The organism is Micromonospora sp. NPDC005220, from assembly GCF_040607895.1.
Lineage (GTDB): Bacteria > Actinomycetota > Actinomycetes > Mycobacteriales > Micromonosporaceae > Micromonospora.
Window position 1 is genome coordinate 74,970 of record NZ_JBEXHP010000001.1, and the last position, 21,129, is coordinate 96,098.

Here is a 21,129-nt window from a genome sequence, read left to right on the forward strand (position 1 = left end):
CAAAGCGGCGATAGACATTGAAGGGTATCGACATCGGCGTACCGGACGGTATACCGTCCCCGTCATCACGATCGCCGATCCGTTCGTGCTCGCCGTCGCTGGAGGATCGCCATGACCCGATCACCATCCATCCGTCTGCGCCGCCGCGGGGTGCTCGGCATCCCCGCCCTGATGGCCGCCGCGCTGACCGTCGTCGCCCGACCCGCCGCGGCGAGCGCCGCGCCGAAGGCCGAGTGCCTCGCCGACCTGCTCCGGGACGCCTGATGGCGACGATCCCCTGGCTGGTGGACGTGCTACGCGCCGCCGGGGTCCAGGTCGTCGTCGAGGGGGACTGGCTCAACCGGATGCGGCCCGGCTCCTTCGACCCGATCGGGGTGCTCTGGCACCACACCGCCTCGACCTCCAGCGCCAGCAACCCGCATCCGGCGCTCGGCATCTGCATCAACGGCCGGTCCGACCTGCCAGGGCCGCTGTGCCAGGCGCTCGTCGACTACAACGGTGTCTTCCACGTCATCTCCGCCGGTCGGTGCAACCACGCCGGGGTCAGCGGCGGCAGCGGGCCCATCCCGGCCGGGGACGGCAATACCCTCATGATCGGGTGGGAGATCGACTACAACGGTGTCGACCAGGAGATGACCGCCGCGCAGTACAACGCGTCGCTGGCCGCCACCGCCGCCGTGCTCACCCGCCTCGGCCGGGACAGCAGCTACGCCCGGGGCCACCGGGAGACCAGCACCACCGGCAAGATCGACCCGTCGTTCATCGACCTGAACGTCATGCGTGCCGACGTGGCGGCGAGAATGGCCGGCGGCGGTACGACCTGGTCCTCCACTGTGGACAACACCACCAGCGGTCGGTTCACCGCCAGCGCCAACTGGGGCGTGTCGTCGTACTCCAGTCAGCGGTACGGCGCCGACTACCGGTACGCCGACCCGGTCGCCGCCAGCGACGTCGCGTGGTACCGGTTCAACGTCCCGGCCACCGCCAGTTACCGGGTCGAGGCCTGGTGGCCGGCGAACTCGGGCTACAACAGCGCCGCCCCGTACATCGTCGCCACCAGCACCGGTAACCGGACGGTCCTGGTCGACCAGCGGGTGACCGGCGGGCAGTGGCGGGCGCTCGGCACGTTCACGCTGCCGGCGGGTGACGCCAACCGGGTGGGCGTGAGCCGGTGGAGCAACGCCGCCGGTCTGGTCATCGCCGACGCCGTACGCCTCACCCGGGCCTGACCCTGCCTATCGACTCGGCTCCGGCAAGGTCGGGGTATCCCCGTCAGCGGGATGCCCCGACTTCCCGAAACCCGAGTTGATCGTGAGGCGGCTGACGGCAAGTGCATGCAGCACGACAAGGAAATGCTGTCCGAGAATTCCTGGGGTGCGTCCGCAGTCTCCAGGTGACGCTGTTTCCGGGTGTACTTAACTCGCGACGTCCTTGGGCCGGACTGCGGCATTTGGACAGCATCCTGGCAGGTGGGAGTAGGTGTCGCGGGTTGGCGCACTCAATGGCCGGACCGGGTGCGCGTCCCCGCGATCCATTGAATTGATGCCGGGATCCGAGCCTCGCCTGGCGCTTCTTGCTGCCATTTCCGACGTGGCAACCGGTAAGCACGATCACGTAGCCCGAACATGGGAAAAATGCTCGGCTAGCTGCACTGTGAGTCCTGCTCTTCCGCTGGTTATCACTGCCGGAATTCCTGGCGCAGAGAGGGTCGTCCGGGGTTCGCGGACCACCCCCGCCAATCCGCTCTGAGCAGGCAAGATTCCACTGCGTGACTGATGACGGCAGAACGTACCAATTGACCGCTTCCTCCTTACTGTTTGTGACGCTACTTGTGCGTAGAGCGGACTCATCCCTACAGTCCCGATCGATATCTGAAAACACACGGGGGAGGTTTCGTGGCAGGTCGAAAGACTGCCACCGTTCGTTCATGCCTTGCGGCAGGTGTCGCTGTGCTGACGGCGGTCGCATTGGCGGGTATATCGGGCGAACCGGCGGAGTATTTCGCCGCCGGGCCTGATGGCGTAACGGGTGGCGTGGAAAACAGGTCCGACGAGGCGGTGTCCTCACGGACCGCCCGAAAGACCGGCAAACCGGTGCAGGTCAAGAGCCTCACCTCCGAGACCACCGAGGTGTTCGCCCTGCCCGACGGGCAGTTCCGGGCGGAGCTGTCTCTCGGGCCGAGCCGGGTCCGCCGCGATGGCGACTGGGTTCCGATCGACCTGACCCTCCACCGGAACGCCGACGGCAGCGTCCGTCCGGCGGCACACCCCCACGACCTGTCGATCTCCGGTCCGCAACCGGACGGCACCCACGAGCTGGCAGCCGTGGGCAAGGGCGACGACCGGGTGGCGGTCAACTGGGCTGGAGCGTTGCCGGAGCCGCAACTGCGCGAGGACCGGGCGACCTATGTGAACGCCCTGCCCGACGTCGACCTCGTCGTACGAGCGAGCCGGAGCGGCCTCGAAACCCTGTTCGTGGTCAAGAGCCCCGCCGCCCTGAGCCGGGTCGCGACGCTGACGCTGCCGCTGACCGGCCGCAATGTCGCCGACACCCAGCGCGGCGTGGGCGGTGACACCACCATCAGGGACGCGACGGGCCGCGCCATCGCGACGACCCCGGCCCTGCTGATGTGGGACGCGCGGGTCGACGCCCAGGGCGCACCCGTCAACAAGGTGCCGGTCACCTCCACCGTCACCAAGGTCGCCAAGACCGCTGCGGGGAGTGGCATCGCACTGACCCTCACTCCGGACCAGAAGTGGCTCAAGGCGCCGGAGCGGCAGTACCCCATCAGCATCGACCCGCAGATCAACCCACTCTCCACCACGTTCGACACCTTCGTCCAGGCCAACGAGAGCGTCGACCGTGGCGGCGAGCCAGACCTGCGGCTCGGAAAGCTCGGCCCGACCGGCCCGATCACCCGGACGCTCGCCCGGTGGGACACCACCGCGCTGGTCGGCAAGCAGATCAACACAGCGACCATCTCGCTGTGGAACTGGTGGTCGGTGCAGTGTGCCGGGCGTTCCTGGGAACTCTGGACGACGGACGCGATCTCCGACGGTGTCGTGTGGAGCAACCAACCCGCCTGGAACCACCAGGAGAGGGTTACCACGGCGTCGGCCGGCTTCGACCCGTCGTGTGACGACAACTGGGTCGGCGTCACCGCCACCAGCTTCTTCCAGCGGGCGGCCAACGCGGGCGACACCCGCGCGGACATGGGTCTGCGAGCGACCGACGAGACCGACTCGACGTCGTTCAAACAGTTCCGCTCCCGCAACTACTCCGGCACCGCCGAAGTGCCGAAGGCAAGCGTCACCTACAACTCGTACCCGACGGTGACCGCACGGGCGACAGTGCCGGCAACCAGCTGCGTGACCGGCTCCGCCCGACCCACTGTCAACACGGTGACGCCGCAGCTCAAGGCCACCGTCTCCGACGCGGATGCGACAGCCATGACGGTCGCGTTCGAGTGGTGGGCGATGAACGCCGACACGCCGATCGGGTCAGCCACCTACACCAACGTCGCCAACGGGGCCACCGCCGCGGCCACGGTACCGGCCGGCGCCTTCGTCGACGGCGGCATCTACCGCTGGCGAGTCAAGGCATCCGACGGCGTGAGCGGCAGCGACACCTGGTCCTCGTTCTGCGAGATGCAGGTCTACACCACCGTCGCGCCAGTGACCGGCTGCGTCGGCGGCACGGAGAGCGACTTCAACGGTGACGGTGTCGCGGATGTCGCGATCGCCGACCCCGAGGCCACGGTCAACGGTCAGATCCGCGCCGGGCAGCTGCACGTCAGCTACGGCGGCGGCGCCACCGTGCACACCCTGGCTGAGGGAGTGTCCAAGGTGCCCGGTGCGCCCGAGCCGGGCGACCGCTTCGGCACCTCTATTTCCGCGTACGACGCCAACAACGACGGATGCACCGACCTCGCGGTCGGGGTTCCCTTCCAGGACGTCAGTGGCCTCCAGGATGCCGGCGTCGTACTCGTCCTGCTCGGCTCACCGGCCGGGCTGGCCAAGGGACCCGACACGCTGGTCTACCACCAGGACGTCACGAACGTGCCAGACGCCGCCGAGGCCCACGACTGGTTCGGCTACGCGGTAGCCGGCAGCCAGACGGCCAGTGGGCAGCCGTACCTGGTCATCGGCGCACCCGGTGAGTCGCTCGCCTCCCCGGTCACCGGCATCGTCCACTACATCCGGGGGAACGTGAACGTCGCGCTCAGCCAAGGCGCCGGCATCCCCGGAGCAGCCGAGATCGACGACCGGACCGGGTACGCGGTGGCGGCATCCAAGTACCACTGGGCCGTCGGCTCACCGGGCGAGGCGATCGACACCGAGGTCTTCGCCGGAGCGGTGAACGTCTTCAGTCACGTGCTGACCAGTGGGCTGCCGACGCTCGCCGCCGAGCTCAACCAGGACGCGACGTCCGTCTCGAACGTCTCCGAGGCCAACGACAACTTCGGTAAGTCGGTCGCCATCGCGCCGTACCGCCCCGTCGGGTCAGCGGAGGGCACCCAAGACTCGCTCGTGGTCGTTGGTGTGCCCGGTGAGGACATCACCGTGGCAGCGACCGGCACCCCAGCGCCCGACGCCGGTATGGTGCACCGCTTCCACGTGAAGTCCAGCAATACCTTCGCCGAACTGCCGGCGATCACGTACGCCTCCGAGGACGGTGACTATCTCGGCGAGAAGGTGCTGGTGGTGAACACCGCTCCGGCCAGCGAGGGCACCAACTCGACGATGTTCCTCGCGGTCGGTGTGCCGGGCGAAGACGCCGGTACTGACACCGTCGACTCCGGCCGGGTAAGGATCTTCCGTGCGCTGGCCGACCCGATCGGCACGCCGGTCACGCTCGAACGCGGCGGGTCGAGCATTCCAGGCAATGTCCGGACGAGTGAGATCCTCGGTACCTCGCTCGGTGCCACTTCCACGCGGCTGCTGGTGGCGACCCCGTACGGGACGGACGCCGTCTACGGCTTCAACTGGTCGAGCCTGGCCGGCGGAGCGACAACGCCCACTCAAACCTGGCAGCCCGGCGTGAACGGCTTCCCGGCCAACGTGAGCACGTTCGGGGCGGCGGTCAACTGATGAAGAACTTGAATTGGCGCAGTTCAACGGGGGAGGACCTGACGGTGATCCGTCGTACGAGAAAGCGGGGTCGGCTCTTCACGGTCGGCCTCACGGTGGGCCTCGCCGGCCTACTGGCCGGCACCGCCTACGTGGCCGCTCCCGAGCCCGCTCCGCCGACCGCCCCGGTGGCCGCGGTCGAGACCGACCCGGTCCGCGACACCGAAGCCGAGGCACTGATCGCGGCGGCGGAACTGAACCAGCCCGTCGAGGTGCTCGCCCAACGCGGCGAGTACCGGGACGTCTTCGCCCAGCCGGACGGGACGCTCATCGCCAATGAGTACAACCAGGCGGTCCGGGTCATTCGGGGCGACACGTGGGTGCCTGCCGACGCGGCATTGGTAGCCCAGGCGGACGGGACGATCACCCCGGCCGCGGCGCTGCTCGACATGCGTCTGTCCGGTGGAGGCACCACGCCCCTCATGGTGGTCCAGCGCGACTTCCGGGTCATGACGCTCACCTGGCCCCACGCCCTGCCCGCCCCGACGATCAGCGGCGACCAGGTCACCTACCCGGAGGTCTTCCCGGACGTCGACCTGGTCGCCAACGTCACGGTCGAGGGCTTCTCCCACGTTCTCGTGTTGAAGACGCCCGAAGCGGCGAACCTGCCCGAGCTGCGGGACCTCAGGCTGGGGGTCACCGGTGTGGGACTCGACATCGAGGAGACCGCCGAGGGCGGTGTCGTCGCTTTCGACCCGGCCACCGGCAACCCGGTGATGGAGGCGGACGCGCCGACCATGTGGGACAGCGGTAACCAGGAGGGCGTCAGCGCCGCCCAGCGCAGCTCCGCCGCTACCGCCGATCCCGCCGATCCGAACGTCGCCTCGGCACGGGGTCCCGGCGAGGACTCGCGGGTCGGGCAGGTGGGTCTCGACTACACCGCGGGCACCCTGAGCCTTGCCCCGGACGCGGCGATGCTCACCAACCCGGACACGACCTACCCGGTGTACGTGGACCCGGTCTGGCAGAGCAGCACCAACAGCGCCTGGGCGATGGTCGACAGCGGCTATCCGTCCGAGGAGTACTGGAAGTTCGACACCAAGCGACACGAGCGCATCGGACTCTGCCCGAGCTCCTGCAACAACTCCAAGGTCAAGCGCATTTTCTACCAGTTGGCCACGCCGTACGCCGGCAAGACGATCCTCGAAGCCAAGTTCCGCGTGACCCTGCAGCACGTCTACAACAGCACCGCGCACGCGGCCGCTCTCTACCTGATGCCGTCCGGGATCAAGTCCACCACGAACTGGGGCAACCAGCCCGGCGGTTCCGGTTGGTCGGGTGCCACACACCTGGCCAACAACTCGCCGACCAAGGTGCAAGCGAGCTGTACCACGACGAACCAGAACACCGAGTGGGAAGCCAAGGCGGCGGTCCAGCAGGCGGTGAACAAGGGCTGGAGCAATGTCACGCTCGGCCTCCGGTCGGTGAACGAGAGCGACTCCAGCCACACGAAGCGGTTCTGCGACAACGGTGTGCTCTCCGTTCGCTACAACCGCGCCCCGGTGATCCCGAACCTGTCGGAGCTGACGATGTCGCCCGGTGGCGGCTGCGTCTACGGCACGACCGCGCCCTACACGGACGTTCCGCCGCGGCTCAACGCCATCCTGCGGGACCCCGACCACTCGTCCGCGCACACCGAGCAGGTCAAGGCCGAGTTCAAGGTCACCTGGACGCCCGCCGGCGGAAGCCCGCAGACCCGCAGCTACACGACTCCGTTGAAGGCCAGCGGCTCGCTCTTCAGCTACTACGTGCCGACCGACATCGCGCAGGACGTGCCGATCTCGTGGGAGGTCCGTGCGAGTGACGGGGTGAGTTGGGGGCCCTGGAGTTCCGACGGCTCGCGTAACGTCTGCCAGTTCTACTACGACAAGACCAGCCCGAGCGCCCCGGACGTGGACTCGCCGGAGTATCTGCCCGACGATGCGGCTGATACCACTGCCGATTGTCTCGACGACGACCAGTGGCGCGGCTCGATCGGCGTCCAGGGCAGTTTCACCTTCGACTCGGCAGCCACCGACGTCGTGGAATACCAGTACAGCTTCAACGACAGCGCCACGGTGTCGGTCAAGCCGACCACCAACGGTGGCCCCGTGACGATCAAGTGGACGCCGGACAAGGAGGGGCCGCGTCAGCTCTTCGTGAAGGCGATCGACATGGCGAAGCGGTCCAGCACCATCGCCACCTGCACCTTCCGGGTGGGTAAGCGTCCACCTGTCGCGCAGTGGCCGCTGTCGGACATCGCCGCCGCCAAGAAGGCCAACGACCAGATGGGCTCGCACGACGCCACGATCGGTACCGGCGTCACGTTCGGAGTGCCGGGGTCCCTCGGCGCGTGGGACACCGCCGCCACGTTCGACGGCACGTCCAACGCCTACCTCGTCACCGAGAAATCGGTGGTGACGAACACCGGCCAGAGCTTCTCCCTCACCGGCTGGTTCCGGGTGGACGACCCCAGTCGACGACAGGTGGCCGTCAGCCAGGATGCCACCGGTGAACCGGGCTTCAGCCTGGGTGTGGAGCAGGGCAACTGGTTCTTCCGGATGCCCACGAACGATGTCATCAACCTGGGTGAGTGGAGGGTGAACGCCGGTCCGGCGACCACCGCCTGGACCTTTGTGACGGCCGTCTTCGATGCCCCGAACAAGAAGATCTCGTTGCAGGTCGGTACGGGTGCTCCGGTGGTCAAGGACCGGCGCTCGCTGGTCCAGGCCCGGGGCGCCCTCCAGTTCGGCCGCCACACCTACAAGGGCGGTGGATACTCCGATTTCTTCAAGGGCGCTATGGCGGACGTCTCCGTGTTCGACCGTCCGGTCGTCAGCGAGGACGTGGCTGGCCTGGAGAAGCACAAGCTGGATCGTAAGGGCTACTGGCAGCTGAGCACCGAGACCTCGGGGTTGAGCCCGAACTACGATGCCGGCGGTGAGGCGCTTCGACTTGGAAAGCCGAGCAATCTCATTCGGACCACCAACCCGTTCACTTCTCTAATGGGTGCCGGGTACCTACAGTTCGCCGGCAAGGCCGGTGAGTACGCCGAGACGATCACCCCGGTCGTCGACCCGGCAGGAAGTTTCACCATCTCCGCTCGGGTTCGATTCACCAGTGGGTCCCAGGGCCACCCGATGACGGCGATTTCCATCCAGGACGCCACCAACAACAGCGTCGTGGTCCTTCGGGGCAACACTGAGGGGCGTTGGGAGATGGCCGCTGCCGGAATCACACAGTCGGCCCAATTCGACAACTCCCCGTCAATAACTCCCAAGGGCGACCACGTCGCACTGGTCTACAACGGGTACACCCGTGAGCTGTTGTTCTATCTCAACGGCCAGGCCCTGGGGCTCCAGTTGGACAAGCCTTTGCCCGCTCTCCGCAACGTGCAGTTCGGCCGCACGCTCGGTGGTGGCGTCGAGAAAGAGAACCTGTCCGGGGCGATCGACGACATCCGCATCTACAACGGCACGGCAGACAAGGTCAAGATCGATCGGCTCAGCCTGACCTTCGAGCAGCCCAACCTCTGACACGACCAGAGTCGGGGCCGTCCCTTCCGGGGCGGCCCCGATGCCTCCTGCCTCTGTCCAACCAACCCTGGGGAGGGTGGATGTTCTCCCGACTTCTGGGCACGTCCGGCGCTTTGCAGCGCCGGATAGTGCGACCAGTGTCCTGGGCGATGACCATCGTGATGAGCGCAAGCTTCATCCAGGTCGTCAACGCCCCCGCGTCGGCTGCCGCCGAACGCAAACGTCCGACGGCGACCGACGTCGGCAAGACCGTGCCGAACCGCGCGCCGCTCGGCGTGAAGCCTCGTAAGGCCAACCCGGGCGCGGCTCCCGCCACGACCACTCCGGCCAAGGTCACCTGGCCTGCGGCGGGAGCTACCGAGATCGCGGTGCCCGTTCCGCCAGCCGGCGCGCAAGAGCAGGCTGGCGCGCGTACCGCTGCTCCATCGCCGGCCGCGACCGGCCAGGCCGGCGGCCTCGCGGTGTCGGTGTCGGCCGCGGCAAGCCCAGCGCGGAAGGCGGGCGCTCCGCAGGCTTCCGTTCCGAGCAAGGTACGCGTCGAGGTGCTCGACCGCGCTGCCTCCGAGCGGGCCAGGGTCGACGGCCCGCTGGTCCGGGTGAATCGTGCCGACGGTCAGCAAGGTGCCGGCGACGTCCAACTGGGCGTCAACTACGACGGACTGGCCGGTGCTTTCGGCGGCGACTTCGGTTCGCGGCTGAAGCTGGTGAAGCTGCCGGAGTGTGCGTTGACCACGCCGGGGAAGGCCGGCTGTGCGGCCGAGCCCGTCCCGACCGTCAACGACGGCGAGTCCCGCACGCTCTTCGCCACGGTCAGCGCGGCGGCGACGGGTTCGACCTTCGCGCTGGCCGCGGCCGAATCCTCCTCGCAGGGCGACTACGGGGCGACGAAGCTCGCACCCTCGTCGAAGTGGTCGGTGGCACCGTCCACCGGCGGGTTCTCCTGGAGCTACCCGATGCGGACGCCCCCGGTTCCGGGTGGCGGCGCTCCGGGCATCACCCTCGCGTACTCCTCGCAGTCTGTCGACGGTCGCACCGCCACGACCAACAACCAGGGCTCCTGGTTGGGTGAGGGCTTCAACTACGAGCCGGGGCACATCGAACGCCGCTACAAGTCCTGCGCCGAGGACGGGCACGACCAGTACGCCGACCAGTGCTGGGCGTACGACAACGCCACCATCCTGCTCAACGGCAAGTCCACCGAGCTGGTCAAGAGCGGCAGCACCTGGAAGTTCGCCACCGATGACGGCTCGAAGGTGGAGCGGTTCACCGGGGCGGACAACGGCGACAACGACGGTGAGCACTGGAAGGTCACCACGACCGACGGCACGGAGTACTTCTTCGGCCTGAACAAGCTTCCGGGCTGGACCACCAACAAGGAGGTCACCGGGTCGACGTGGACCCTGCCGGTCTACGGCGACGACGCCAACGAGCCGTGCAACAGCACGTCTGGCGGCTTCGCTGCCTCGCACTGCAACCAGGCGTGGCGGTGGAGCCTCGACTACGTCAAGGACCGCTACGGCAACGTCAGCTCGTACTTCTACACGCCCGAGACGAACTACTACGCCCGGGGCAAGAACACCGATGCCAACGGTGTGCCGTACCAGCGCGGCGGTTACCTCAAGCGGATCGACTACGGGCAGCGGCACAACGCGGTCTACACCACCAACGCTCCGGCGCGGGTGCGGTTCGACGTCAAGGAGCGGTGCCTCGCGACCGGGTCCATCGACTGCGACCCGCAGGATCTGAACACGACCACCGCGCCGTACTGGCCGGACGTCCCCTTCGACCGCAACTGCAACAAAGACACCAAGTGCAAGCTGGACCAGATCACCCCCACGTTCTGGACCCGGGCCCGGTTGACCGACATCACCACCGAAATTCGTCAGGGCAGCGGCTGGGAACCGGTCGACACCTGGAAGCTCGACCACCAGCTCCTCGACAACGGTGACGGGTCCCGCACCCTCTGGCTGCACAAGATCACCCACACCGGTCTGTACGGCACGGACATTGCCATGCCGTCAGTGGAACTGGGCAACCTCCAGTTGTCGAACCGGGTCGACCGGGACGACGACAACATCGGTCCGCTGGTCCGGCCTCGACTCGCGGCTGTCTGGACCGACACCGGCGCCCAGATCGACGTCAACTACGCGACCCCGGACTGCACCAAAAGCACGCTGCCGACCGAGGGCAACAGCACCAAGCGGTGTTACCCGGTCAAGTGGAACCCGTACGGCAGTGGCGATCCCATCACGGACTGGTTCTTCAAGTACGTGGTCGCCGCTGTCGTCGAGACCGATCGGACCGGTGGCGCGCCGGACATGGTCACCAGGTACGACTACCAGGACGGTGCCGCCTGGCGGAAGTCCGAGCCTGACGGGATCTCCGACCCGAAGGATCTCACCTGGAGTGAGTGGCGGGGCTACGGCAAGGTCGTCGTCACTGTCGGCAACGGTCAGACCCAGACCACCAAGACCGAGTACCGCTACCTGCGTGGCATGCACGGCGACAAGATGCCGAACAGTACCGACACCCGGGACATCCGGGTGAAGGACTCCGCCGGCGTCGAGCACGTCGACTACGACGAGTTCTCCGGCCACCAGTTGGAGAGCACCGTCTACGACGGCGCTTCCGAGGTCAGCCGCAGCATCGCCACGCCGTGGCGGCACAACACCGCCACCGAATCGCACAGCTGGGGCGCCAAGAAGGCCTGGTTCACCAACACCTCGGTGACGCGGAACTTCGTCGCACTCGCCGCTGGCGGCTGGCGGGAGACCAAGAACGTCTCGAATTTCGAAACGACATTCGGCCGGGTCACCCAGACGGAGAACCTCGGCGACGTCGACGTCACCGGCGACGAAGCCTGCAACCGCACCACCTACGCCGACAACGCCAGCGCCTACCTGTACAACCTGGTGGCGCGGACCGAGTCCGTTTCGGTGGCCTGCTCGGTGACCCCGGATCGCAAGACCCAGGTCATCTCCGACACCCGGACCCTCTACGACGGCAAGGCCTTCGGGGTGGCGCCGACGGTGGGCAACCCGACGTCTTCGGAGCGGCTGGCGAGCCACAACGGCACCACGGCCACCTACATCACCGCCGCGTCGGGGACCTTCGACTCGTACGGTCGGCCGCTTACCGCGACCGACGCGATGGAGAAGACGACCACCACCGCGTACACCGAGACGAACGGCCTCACCACCAAGGTGGTCGAGACCAACCCGCTCGGCCATGTCACCACCACCGAGTACACCCCGGCCTGGGGTAGCCCGGTCAAGCAGACTGACCCGAACAAACTGGTCAGCCAGTTGGAGTACGACTCGCTGGGCCGGCTGACCAAGGTGTGGATGCCGGACCGTACCGGTGCGACGGGCCTGAGCCCGAGCATCAAGTACAGCTACCTGATCCGCACCGACAAGCCGGTCGCGGTCAAGACCGAGAAGCGGCAGAACGACGGCTCGTACAGCGTCGAGTACAAGCTGCACGACGGTCTGTTGCGTCCGCGTCAGGTGCAGACCGAGGGGCCGAACGGCACCCGGATGATCGCGGACACCTTCTACACCCCGACCGGAAACCTCGCCAAGACCTACGCGACCTACAACGCGGCCGGTGCCCCGGCGGACGCCATCTTCCCTGCCAGCGACGGCGAGGTCGATGGTCAGACGCTCTACGTCTACGACGGTGCCGACCGGGTCAAGGCGGAGATCTTCGCGGTAGCGGGTAACGAGAAGTGGCGTACCAGCACCACGTACGGCGGCGACCGCGTTTCGGTCGACCCGCCGCAGGGTGGCACCCCCACCACGACGATCTCCAACGCCATCGGGCAGACGACTCAGCTGCTGCAGTACAAGGGTGCTGAACCGTCGGGGGCTTCCGACAAGACGGCCTACACCTACAACCGCTCCGGCCAGCTCGCGACGGTCACCGACCCCGCCGGCAACGTCTGGAAGCACGAGTACGACCAGCTCGGCCGCAAGGTCAAGTCGATCGACCCGGATGCGGGTACGTCGACGATGACCTACGACAAGCTGGACCGGCTCACCAGCACCACCAATGGTGTGCAGCAGACGATCAGCACCACCTACGACGCGATCGGTCGGACGACCGCCACCTACAAGGGGACCGCCGAGACCGGCACGCTCCTCAGTAGCTGGTTGTACGACTTCCAGAAGCTCGGGACGCTGTCCATGACGAGCCGATGGATCGACGGGGCCGAGTACGCCACGTACTACACCGGCTACGACGAGTTCTACCGGCCGCACAACACCGATTACCAGGTGCCTCCGCATGCCGGCACCGAACTCGCCGGGATGTACAGCTTCGCGACCGAGTACAACCAGGACGGCACCGTGCGAGCGACGGGCATGTCCGGCGGTGGCGGACTGCCGATCGAGAGCATCGCCTACACGTACGACAGTCTGGAGCGGTTGACCGCGACCGAGGGTCAAGTGCCGTACCTGACGGACGTCGACTATTCGGCCACCAGCGAGGTCAAACAGACCGAGGCAAAGCTCGGCAACAACAAGGTGTGGTCGACCTATGGGTACGAGCAGGGCTCCAAGCGCCTGACAACACAGCGGTTGGACCGCAGCAGCGCCCCAGTCATCGACATCGACGCCCAGTACACCTACGACGCGTCCGGCAACATCACCCAGATCGCCGACACGCCCTCCGGTACCCGGGACGTGCAGTGCTTCACCTACGACTACCTGCGCCGCATGGATCGGGCCTGGACGTCGGCGAGCACCGCCACCGACCCGTGCGCGGGAGGACCGTCGACGACGGGTGTGGGTGGGGTGGCTCCGTATCACCACGCCTACACCTTCGACGTGGTGGGCAACCGCAAGACCGAGTCGCAGTTCGCCGCGAACGGCACCTCGATCAAGGAGCGCGCCTACACCTACCCGGCCGCGGGCCAGCCGCAGCCGCACACCCTCCAGTCGATGACCGAGACGACGTCGGCGGGGTCGAAGCTGCACGAGTACGGCTACGACGCCGCGGGCAACACGACGCGTCGAACGAAGGTCGGCGAGGACCAGACCCTGAAGTGGGACGCCGAGGGCAACCTCGAGTCCGTCACCGACGCCACGGGCAAGAAGACCAGTTTCGCGTACGACGTCGACGGCTCGCGGATGCTGCGCAAGGAGCCGACGTCGACGACTCTCTACCTGCCTGGGATGGAGATCCGGCTCAATCACGCGACCAGGGCGACCGACGGTACGCGCTACTACCCCCTGCCAGGTGGCGGCACGATCGTTCGCAAGATCAACGGCCTGCACTACGTAGCGTCGGACCACCATGGCACGGGCCAGGCGACTGTCGACGAGAACGGTGGGATCGTCCACCGGCGGAGCACGCCGTTCGGTGAGAGCCGCGGCACGCCGCCAACACCGGGGCAATGGCCGACGGAGAAGGGTTTCGTCAACGGAAACCAGGACTCCACCACCGGCCTGGTGAACATCGGTGCTCGCGAGTACGACCCGGTCACCGGTCGATTCATCTCCGTCGACCCGATCATCGACGTCAACGACCCGCAGCAGATGCACGGGTACGCGTACGCGAACAACAACCCGATCTCGTACTCCGACCCCGACGGCCTCAAGTCGTGCTCCGACGACGCCTGCGGTCCCGGTGCCGACTACGAGGACATGTACGGCAACTACCACGAGGTCAAGGGACACAACGACGGTTGTGGCGGCTGCTCGGGCGCGTACGACCCGGACGAGCCGACCAAGAATGCCTGGAACAACCCCCGGGCCAGCGAGGAGGACAAGGCTCGGGCGGCTGCCGCCGCAGCCGAGAAGGAACGCCAGGCGCGCATTGCGCGTGCGAAGCAGAAGCTCCTGAACGCGGCCAAGGCTCTCGCCAAGATCATGATGGATGAGTTGGGCATCACCGACGCCCTGGACTGCGTCCTCAAGGGCGACATGGGTGGCTGTATCAGCACCGCCGTCAACATCGCCAGCGCAGCCATCGGCGGCGCGATCGGCAAGCTCGCCGCGAGGTACGGGGCGCCATGGAAGTGGGAGAAGTTCGCCAACCTCGTCAGCAGAGCCAAGGGCCTCCTGGGCGACCTGGTCGATGGCGCGAAGAGCTTCTTCAAGGCCAGCAAGGGCTGCCTGGACAGTTTCGCGCCCGGCACCCTGGTCCTGATGGCGGACGGTTCCAGGCGTCCGATCGAGGAGATCAAAACAGGGGACAGGGTGGTTGCCCGCGATCCACAGAGCGGGAAGACCTCGATACGTGCGGTCGTAGCCACACACATCAACCTGGACGTCTACCTGACGGACCTGACCCTGAAGGTCCCCAACGCTGATGCGGTCCCCTTGCAGACCACCCAACATCACCCGTTCTGGAGCGCGGATCGTCGCACCTGGGTGGATGCGGGCAACCTTCGGGTCGGGGAGCTTCTCGGGACGAGTAATGGCGACGTCGCCAAGGTTGCCGCCCTTCGCTCCTACGAGAGTTCGGCGGTTCGGTACAACCTCACCGTACAATCAATCCACACGTACTACGTGCTCGCGGGCCGGACGCCGGTGCTCGTTCACAACTGCGACTTCGGCCCGGGAATTGCTGACATCAAATACGACAAGCATGTGCTCGGGGATGGGAAGCCGGAGGGTCCGGACATGCCGGAGTACGACTATGACGGCGGCTTCGAGCAGTACGTGGATGATGCGAAGAGTCTGATGTGCAGTGATGCGTGCCCGGCTGGCGCCAGGGAAACCGTACGCACTCTGGACGGCGTAAGCACTGTGATCCGGTTGGATACAAAGGGGAGGATTGGAATGCGTGAGGGAAACCGAATCACCAACTACTTCCGGCCGGACAACCCATCACGGTACTTTGAGGGTGAGGCGAATCGATGAACCTGAACGACGCCGCCTTTGTTGAGGTGTTTTCCCAATTCGTAAAAAGCTGTGGGCGCTGGAGGAACTATGAGCCGAGGGCGCTCGTGGGCCAGTGGTCCGATTTGGTGGCCAGCTGCGTTAGGGGCTTTCAAGGCAATGCTGCGGAGGACTACTTCAACGGGCTCACGGCGCGAGGGGATCTAGAGAAAGTTCTGAATGCTGAGGAGCTTGCGCCCTTTCCGCAAATGAATTCTGTGCGTAGGGCCGTTCTGGCGGCAGACGAAGAATTCCGCGCAATTCTAATCCCGGATGCCTTTCCGAAGTTTCCCGAGAGTGAGTGGTGGCTTCGTGGAGTCGTTAGATATGCGGGGCCGCAGCTCGCCGAGGATTTGCGACGCGATTACGGTATCGCGATTGATGTGGTGAGATGAGTTAAAGGAATGCGCCGCAGCCTTCCGAAATCCTCCTCGGACGATTGTTGACGAGGCGGGCTGCCGCAGGTGTATGGGGGCGTGACGAGGAGGTCACGCCCCCACATGCCGTTGGTGATGCTGCTCAGGTGCGAACCCGAATGTGAGTTAGTTAGTACTCCAGCAGGAGATCATTTTCAGGGTTCCGTCAGGGCTTGTCGGGCGTAGTGGCTGATCTTGGCTTCGGCTTGATGCCGCCGGCGGAAGATGGACCAGGCGATGACGTCGCCGACGCGTCGGGTGGGTTCGATGATCAGGGCGTGGAACAGACGGCGGAGTTCGTTGACGGTGATCGGGATCAGGCCGTCCGGGCTGGCGGTGCTGGCTGCTGCGGCGGCGGCGAGGAACGCGTGAGCGGCGATGACGAGGGTGGTCCAGCGGTGCCAGGCCCGCCAGCGGCGGTGTTGGTGCTGGTCCAGGCCGAGGCCGGTCTTGGTGGTTTGGAACGATTCCTCGATGCTCCATGTCGGCCGGCGACGGCGACCAGGTGGTGCGCAGCTGCGGATGATCGACCGGATGCTGGCGTTCATCCGTGAGTTCGCCGAAGCCGGTGACGTTTCCTCCAGGTAGGGCAAGCAACAGAACAGGGGTGTGACCGCGAAGGTCACGCCCCTGTCCGGCGACAGAAAGCAGGTCAGTTACGCGAACAGGTTGCCCCGTTGAGCGAGAAGCTGGTCGGCGACGAGTACGACCCGCTCAGAGTGCCCTGGTAGCCGAAGCTGGCCGTGCCTTCGGGTGCGATGGATCCGTTGTGACCCACGTTTCGGGCGGTCACCGCGGACCCGCTCTGGCTGACCGTGGCGTTCCACGCGTTGGTAACCGTTTGCCCGCTGGGTAGCGAGTAGTTCATCGTCCAGCCGTTGATCGCGCTGGAGCCGGTGTTGGTGATCTGCACGTCGGCGGTGAAGCCGTTGTTCCACGAGTTCGCCGTGTACTTCACCGCGCAGGCCGCGCCACCGCTCGGCGGCGGGGTGGTCGGCGGCGGGGTGGTGGGGTTACCGCCACCGTTGACGTTGGCCGAGAACGAGGTCACCGCCAGGCCGACGCCGCCCTGCCAGGGCTCGAAACCGGCCTGGATGCTGGTCAGATACCAGGAGTTGGTGATCGCGCCCCGGTTACGGGTGTCGTTGATGAAGTCCAGCACGCTGAAGTTCAGGCTGGAGATCGCCGACGGCGCGACGTACGAGATGACGTTGTTGGAGCCGTTGCTGCCCCGCCAGACCTCCCAGGTGCGGCCGGCCAGGTTCGTCGTGCCGACCACCGAGCCGATGGGCTGGATCGGACCCTGCCGGTTGAGCCAGATCATGATCTCCATCTGGTTCACCCCGTCCCGCTTGGGCGACGGGTCCAGCCAGATGTCGTACGACGCGTTGTAGGTGGCGCCGCTGACGTACCGGTAGGAGATGCTGCTGGTGGCGCTGCTGATCTGGCTCACCTGGATCGGCAGGTTCGTCCCGGGGGAGCAGTTGGTGTAGTGACAACCGAAGAACACCGAGGGGTACGCGGTGGGTGCCCCGTTGGTGGGGCTGCTGCCGTTCAGCGTGGTGATCTCGAAGCCGCTGCTGGTGACGTTGATGCACTGCTGGGCGGTGGTGCCCCAGCGGTTGTTCTGCACCACGTAGCGGCCCTGGATGGTGGTCGAGCCGTACTGTTCGCAGATCTGGGTGTCGGCGGAGGCGTTGCCGCCGAAGGCCACCGCCACCAGCGAACTGGCGACCAGCAACCCGGCGGCGGCCAGGGCCCGAAGTTGACGTTTCATGACACTCCTTGACTCGGCGCGTGCCGGGCGCCGGATGTGGTGGGGCAGTGCGGGAGCGCTCCCACGCTCCACGACACATTTACATGCTTGAAACTGGTACGCAACCGCCCGCGGCGAACTGGTGAATTGTGAGGATTGCCATGCCCGCCGGACGGCTGGCCACAGACGGCCGGCCAAGCGGCGCCGGTCGCCGACGAGCGGCTGTGGGCGGGCCGATTGGGCCTGGTGTGGGTCAATAGCTCCGAGTAGCGTGTTGCCTCCAACGCGTTCCGCTCCCCCTCCGGAGGCGTACACCACCATGGGTGGCTCCCCCCTGCGCATCCTCGTCGTCGGCGCGGGCATCGCCGGCCTGGCCGTGGCCCGGGCGCTGCGGCTGGCGGGCTTCCGGCCCGACGTCACCGACAGGCTGCCACCGGGGGAGTCCACCGAGACCGGCCTGTACCTGCCCGGCAACGCCGCCCGCGCACTGCACCGGCTCGATCTGCACGACCCGGTCCGGCCGACCGGGCAGGTGATCCACCGGCAGCGGTTCTTCGACGCCGCGGGCGTGCAGCTCTGCGAGGTCGACCTCGACGCCCTCTGGGCCGGCGTCGGCGAGTGCCGGGCGCTACCCCGGGCCGACCTGCACCGGGTGCTGCTCAGCGGTGCCGGCGGCGCCGTCCGGCACGGCGCCGAGGTCCGCACCCTGGACCTGCTTCCGGGCGCTGTCGGCGTCACCTTCACCGACGGCACCACCACGGAGTACGACCTGGTCATCGGCGCCGACGGGCCACGCTCCTCGGTCCGTGCGCTGGCCGCGCTCGGTGGGCCGCCGCGCCCGGTCGGCCAGGTGGTCTACCGGGCCGTGCTGCGCGACGGCCCACCGGTCACCGAGTGGACCGCACTGCTCGGCCAGCGCTCCGGGTTCCTGATGGTGCCGATCGGCGCCGGACGGCTGCACCTCTACGCCGACGAGGCCGGCACCGAGGAACCAGCCGATCCGCTGGCCCGGCTGCGGGAGCTCTTCGCCGACTACCGCGGTCCGGTGCCCGAGGTGTTGGCGGCGCTCGACGAGGTGCACGTCGGGATCACCGACGAGGTGGAGCTGGGCCGCTGGTACCGGGGACGCGTCCTGCTGGTCGGTGACGCCGCGCACGCCACCGCGCCGACGCTGTCGCAGGGTGCGGCCATGGCGTTGGAGGACGCCGTGGTGCTGGCCGAGTCGCTGCGCGCCGCCAACAGCGTGGAGGCGGCACTCGTGGCGTACGAAAGTCGTCGCCGTCCGCGTACCCGATGGGTGCGGGACCGGACCCGGGACCGCAACCGGACCAGGGACGTGCCGCCGGCGCTGCGCGACCCGCTGCTGCGCGGACGCGGCGACCGGATCTTCGGGGAGCACTACCGGCTCCTGCTCGGCCCGCTGTAGCCCCGTTGGAGATCGTGTCACGCCACCCCACGCGGCGTTGCGACCTGCCGGGGACTATCCTCCTTGCGGATGACGGCCCGCCGATAACCAGCGTGTGCCGAGCGGGACAACCGAGAACCGGAGGCCACTCGTGACCACCGTCGCACCCAAGCCGGTCGTGACCCGGCCCTGGCCGGTCCGGGAGCCGGTCAAGGGGTCGGCCATCGCGCGGCTGCTGCGAACCACGGACGCGAAGCAGATCGGGATCATGTACATGATCACCGCGTTCGTGTTCTTCATGATCGGTGGCCTGATGGCCCTGGTCATGCGGGCTGAGCTGGCTCGGCCCGGGCTGCAGTTCCTGTCGCCCGAGCAGTACAACCAGCTCTTCACCATGCACGGCACGATCATGTTGCTGTTCTTCGCGACGCCGATCGTGTTCGCCTTCGCGAACTACATCGTGCCGATCCAGATCGGCGCGCCCGACGTTTCCTTCCCCCGGCTGAACAGCTTCGCCTACTGGCTGTACCTGTTCGGCGGGACGATGGCGACCGCCGGTTTCATCACCCCGGGTGGTGCCGCTGACTTCGGCTGGTTCGCGTACGCGCCGCTGAGCAGCGTCGAGCACTCGCCCGGCGTCGGCGCCAACATGTGGATCATGGGTCTGGCCATCTCCGGCCTGGGCACGATCCTCGGCGCGGTGAACATGATCACCACGGTGCTCACCCTGCGTGCGCCCGGCATGACCATGTTCCGGATGCCGATCTTCACGTGGAACATCCTGGTCACCAGCCTCCTGGTGATCCTGGTCTTCCCGCTGCTGGCCGCCGCGCTCTTCGCGCTCGCCGCGGACCGCATCCTCGGCGCGCACGTGTACGACCCGGCAACCGGTGGGCCGATGCTCTGGCAGCACCTGTTCTGGTTCTTCGGGCACCCCGAGGTCTACATCGTGGCGTTGCCGTTCTTCGGCATCATCAGCGAGGTCATCCCGGTCTTCTCCCGCAAGCCGATCTTCGGCTACAAGGGTCTGGTCGCCGCGACCGTCGCGATCGCCGCGCTCTCCATGAGCGTCTGGGCGCACCACATGTTCGCCACCGGCCAGGTGCTGCTGCCGTTCTTCAGCTTCCTGAGCTACCTGATCGCCGTGCCGACCGGTATGAAGTTCTTCAACTGGATCGGCACCATGTGGCGGGGCCAGATCAGCTTCGAGACGCCCATGCTGTGGGCGGTCGGCTTCCTGGTCACCTTCCTCTTCGGTGGTCTCACCGGTGTGCTGCTGGCCAGCCCGCCGATCGACTTCCACGTGTCGGACTCGTACTTCGTGGTGGCGCACTTCCACTACGTGCTCTTCGGCACCATCGTGTTCGCCGTCTTCGCGGGCATCTACTTCTGGTTCCCGAAGATGTTCGGCCGGATGCTCGACGAGCGCCTGGGCAAGGTGCACTTCTGGCTCACCATGATCGGTTTCCACACCACGTTCCTGGTGCAGCACTGGCTCGGCAACGAGGGCATGCCCCGTCGGTACGCCGACTACCTGCCCAGCGACGGCTTCACCACGCTGAACACGATCTCCACGATCGGCGCGTTCATCACCGGTATCTCGACGCTGCCGTTCATCTACAACTGCTGGAAGTCGTACAAGACCGGCCCGGTGGTCGAGGTGAACGACCCCTGGGGTCACGGCAACTCGCTGGAGTGGGCGACCAGCAGCCCGCCGCCGCTGCGCAACTTCGACCGGATGCCGCGCATCCGCTCCGAGCGGCCCGCGTTCGACGCGAAGTTCCCGGAGCTGGCCGCCGGCGGCCAGAGCCTGGCCGGCCCGCCGGAGGGTGGCGCCAAGCCGCTCACCAGCGAGTCGGACGGCGGAGCCAGCTACCGCGAGGACACCGCGAGCGACGTCGACCGGCACTGACGCTCAAGCTCAGCAGTACGACGGGCGCCGCCCCCGGGACACCGGGAGCGGCGGCGCGCGCCCTTTGCGGGCCCCCCCGCGACCCCCCTCCTGTGGTGGGCCGCGCCACGCC

The 21,129-nt window shown here is 67.1% G+C and carries 9 protein-coding genes and 1 pseudogene; 8 read left to right on the forward strand and 2 right to left on the reverse strand.

The genetic code is table 11. The features are described from left to right. The first annotated feature begins 111 nt into the window (after positions 1-111). The 6 genes from ABZU52_RS00395 to ABZU52_RS00420 all read left to right on the forward strand — a co-directional run bounded on the left by ABZU52_RS00395 (position 112) and on the right by ABZU52_RS00420 (position 15,923). Positions 112-264 (forward strand): hypothetical protein, encoded by a 153-nt coding sequence (locus tag ABZU52_RS00395; protein ID WP_354968944.1) that lies wholly within the window; start codon positions 112-114, stop codon positions 262-264. Then, positions 264-1,229: an N-acetylmuramoyl-L-alanine amidase gene (locus tag ABZU52_RS00400; protein WP_354968945.1), complete on the forward strand. Its 966-nt coding sequence runs from the start codon at positions 264-266 to the stop codon at positions 1,227-1,229. The genes ABZU52_RS00395 and ABZU52_RS00400 overlap by 1 nt, the downstream gene beginning before the upstream one ends. Before the next feature lie 723 nt (positions 1,230-1,952). Continuing rightward, entirely contained in the window at positions 1,953-5,090 is a 3,138-nt protein-coding gene (locus ABZU52_RS00405; RefSeq protein ID WP_354969052.1) for a hypothetical protein, read from the forward strand. Positions 5,091-5,134: 44 nt separating this feature from the next. Continuing rightward, a complete protein-coding gene (locus ABZU52_RS00410) occupies positions 5,135-8,644 on the forward strand; it encodes a LamG-like jellyroll fold domain-containing protein (protein ID WP_354968946.1) in 3,510 nt (1,169 codons plus the stop codon). A gap of 80 nt (positions 8,645-8,724) precedes the next feature. After that, positions 8,725-15,510, forward strand: a complete 6,786-nt coding sequence (locus tag ABZU52_RS00415) for a polymorphic toxin-type HINT domain-containing protein (RefSeq protein ID WP_354968947.1) — start codon at positions 8,725-8,727, stop codon at positions 15,508-15,510. Next, positions 15,507-15,923, forward strand: coding sequence for a hypothetical protein (locus tag ABZU52_RS00420; RefSeq protein ID WP_354968948.1), 417 nt, complete (start codon positions 15,507-15,509; stop codon positions 15,921-15,923). The genes ABZU52_RS00415 and ABZU52_RS00420 overlap by 4 nt, the downstream gene beginning before the upstream one ends. Positions 15,924-16,099: 176 nt before the next feature. Here ABZU52_RS00420 and ABZU52_RS00425 read toward each other — a convergent pair. Together ABZU52_RS00425 and ABZU52_RS00430 are read right to left on the reverse strand one after the other, a co-directional pair. Next, a pseudogene (locus ABZU52_RS00425) lies at positions 16,100-16,455 on the reverse strand (IS701 family transposase); the annotation flags it as partial. A gap of 141 nt (positions 16,456-16,596) precedes the next feature. Continuing rightward, positions 16,597-17,721, reverse strand: a complete 1,125-nt coding sequence (locus tag ABZU52_RS00430; protein ID WP_354968949.1) for a cellulose binding domain-containing protein — start codon at positions 17,719-17,721, stop codon at positions 16,597-16,599. A 298-nt stretch (positions 17,722-18,019) separates the two neighbouring features. On the opposite strand from ABZU52_RS00430, the gene ABZU52_RS00435 reads away from it, so the two are divergent. Together ABZU52_RS00435 and ctaD are read left to right on the forward strand one after the other, a co-directional pair. Next, complete coding sequence (locus ABZU52_RS00435; RefSeq protein WP_354968950.1) at positions 18,020-19,126, forward strand: FAD-dependent monooxygenase; 1,107 nt, start codon at positions 18,020-18,022, stop codon at positions 19,124-19,126. A gap of 130 nt (positions 19,127-19,256) precedes the next feature. Continuing rightward, entirely contained in the window at positions 19,257-21,017 is a 1,761-nt protein-coding gene (ctaD, locus tag ABZU52_RS00440) for a cytochrome c oxidase subunit I (protein ID WP_210780947.1), read from the forward strand. Positions 21,018-21,129: the final 112 nt, after the last annotated feature.

What these genes read in the sequence shown, in the direction of transcription:
- ABZU52_RS00395 (WP_354968944.1), top strand. Translation starts at nt 112, where the DNA reads ATGACCCGATCACCATCCATCCGTCTGCGCCGCCGCGGGGTGCTCGGC.
- ABZU52_RS00400 (WP_354968945.1), top strand. Translation starts at nt 264, where the DNA reads ATGGCGACGATCCCCTGGCTGGTGGACGTGCTACGCGCCGCCGGGGTC.
- ABZU52_RS00415 (WP_354968947.1), top strand. Translation starts at nt 8,725, where the DNA reads ATGTTCTCCCGACTTCTGGGCACGTCCGGCGCTTTGCAGCGCCGGATA.
- ABZU52_RS00420 (WP_354968948.1), top strand. Translation starts at nt 15,507, where the DNA reads ATGAACCTGAACGACGCCGCCTTTGTTGAGGTGTTTTCCCAATTCGTA.
- ABZU52_RS00430 (WP_354968949.1), bottom strand. Translation starts at nt 17,721, where the DNA reads ATGAAACGTCAACTTCGGGCCCTGGCCGCCGCCGGGTTGCTGGTCGCC.
- ABZU52_RS00435 (WP_354968950.1), top strand. Translation starts at nt 18,020, where the DNA reads ATGGGTGGCTCCCCCCTGCGCATCCTCGTCGTCGGCGCGGGCATCGCC.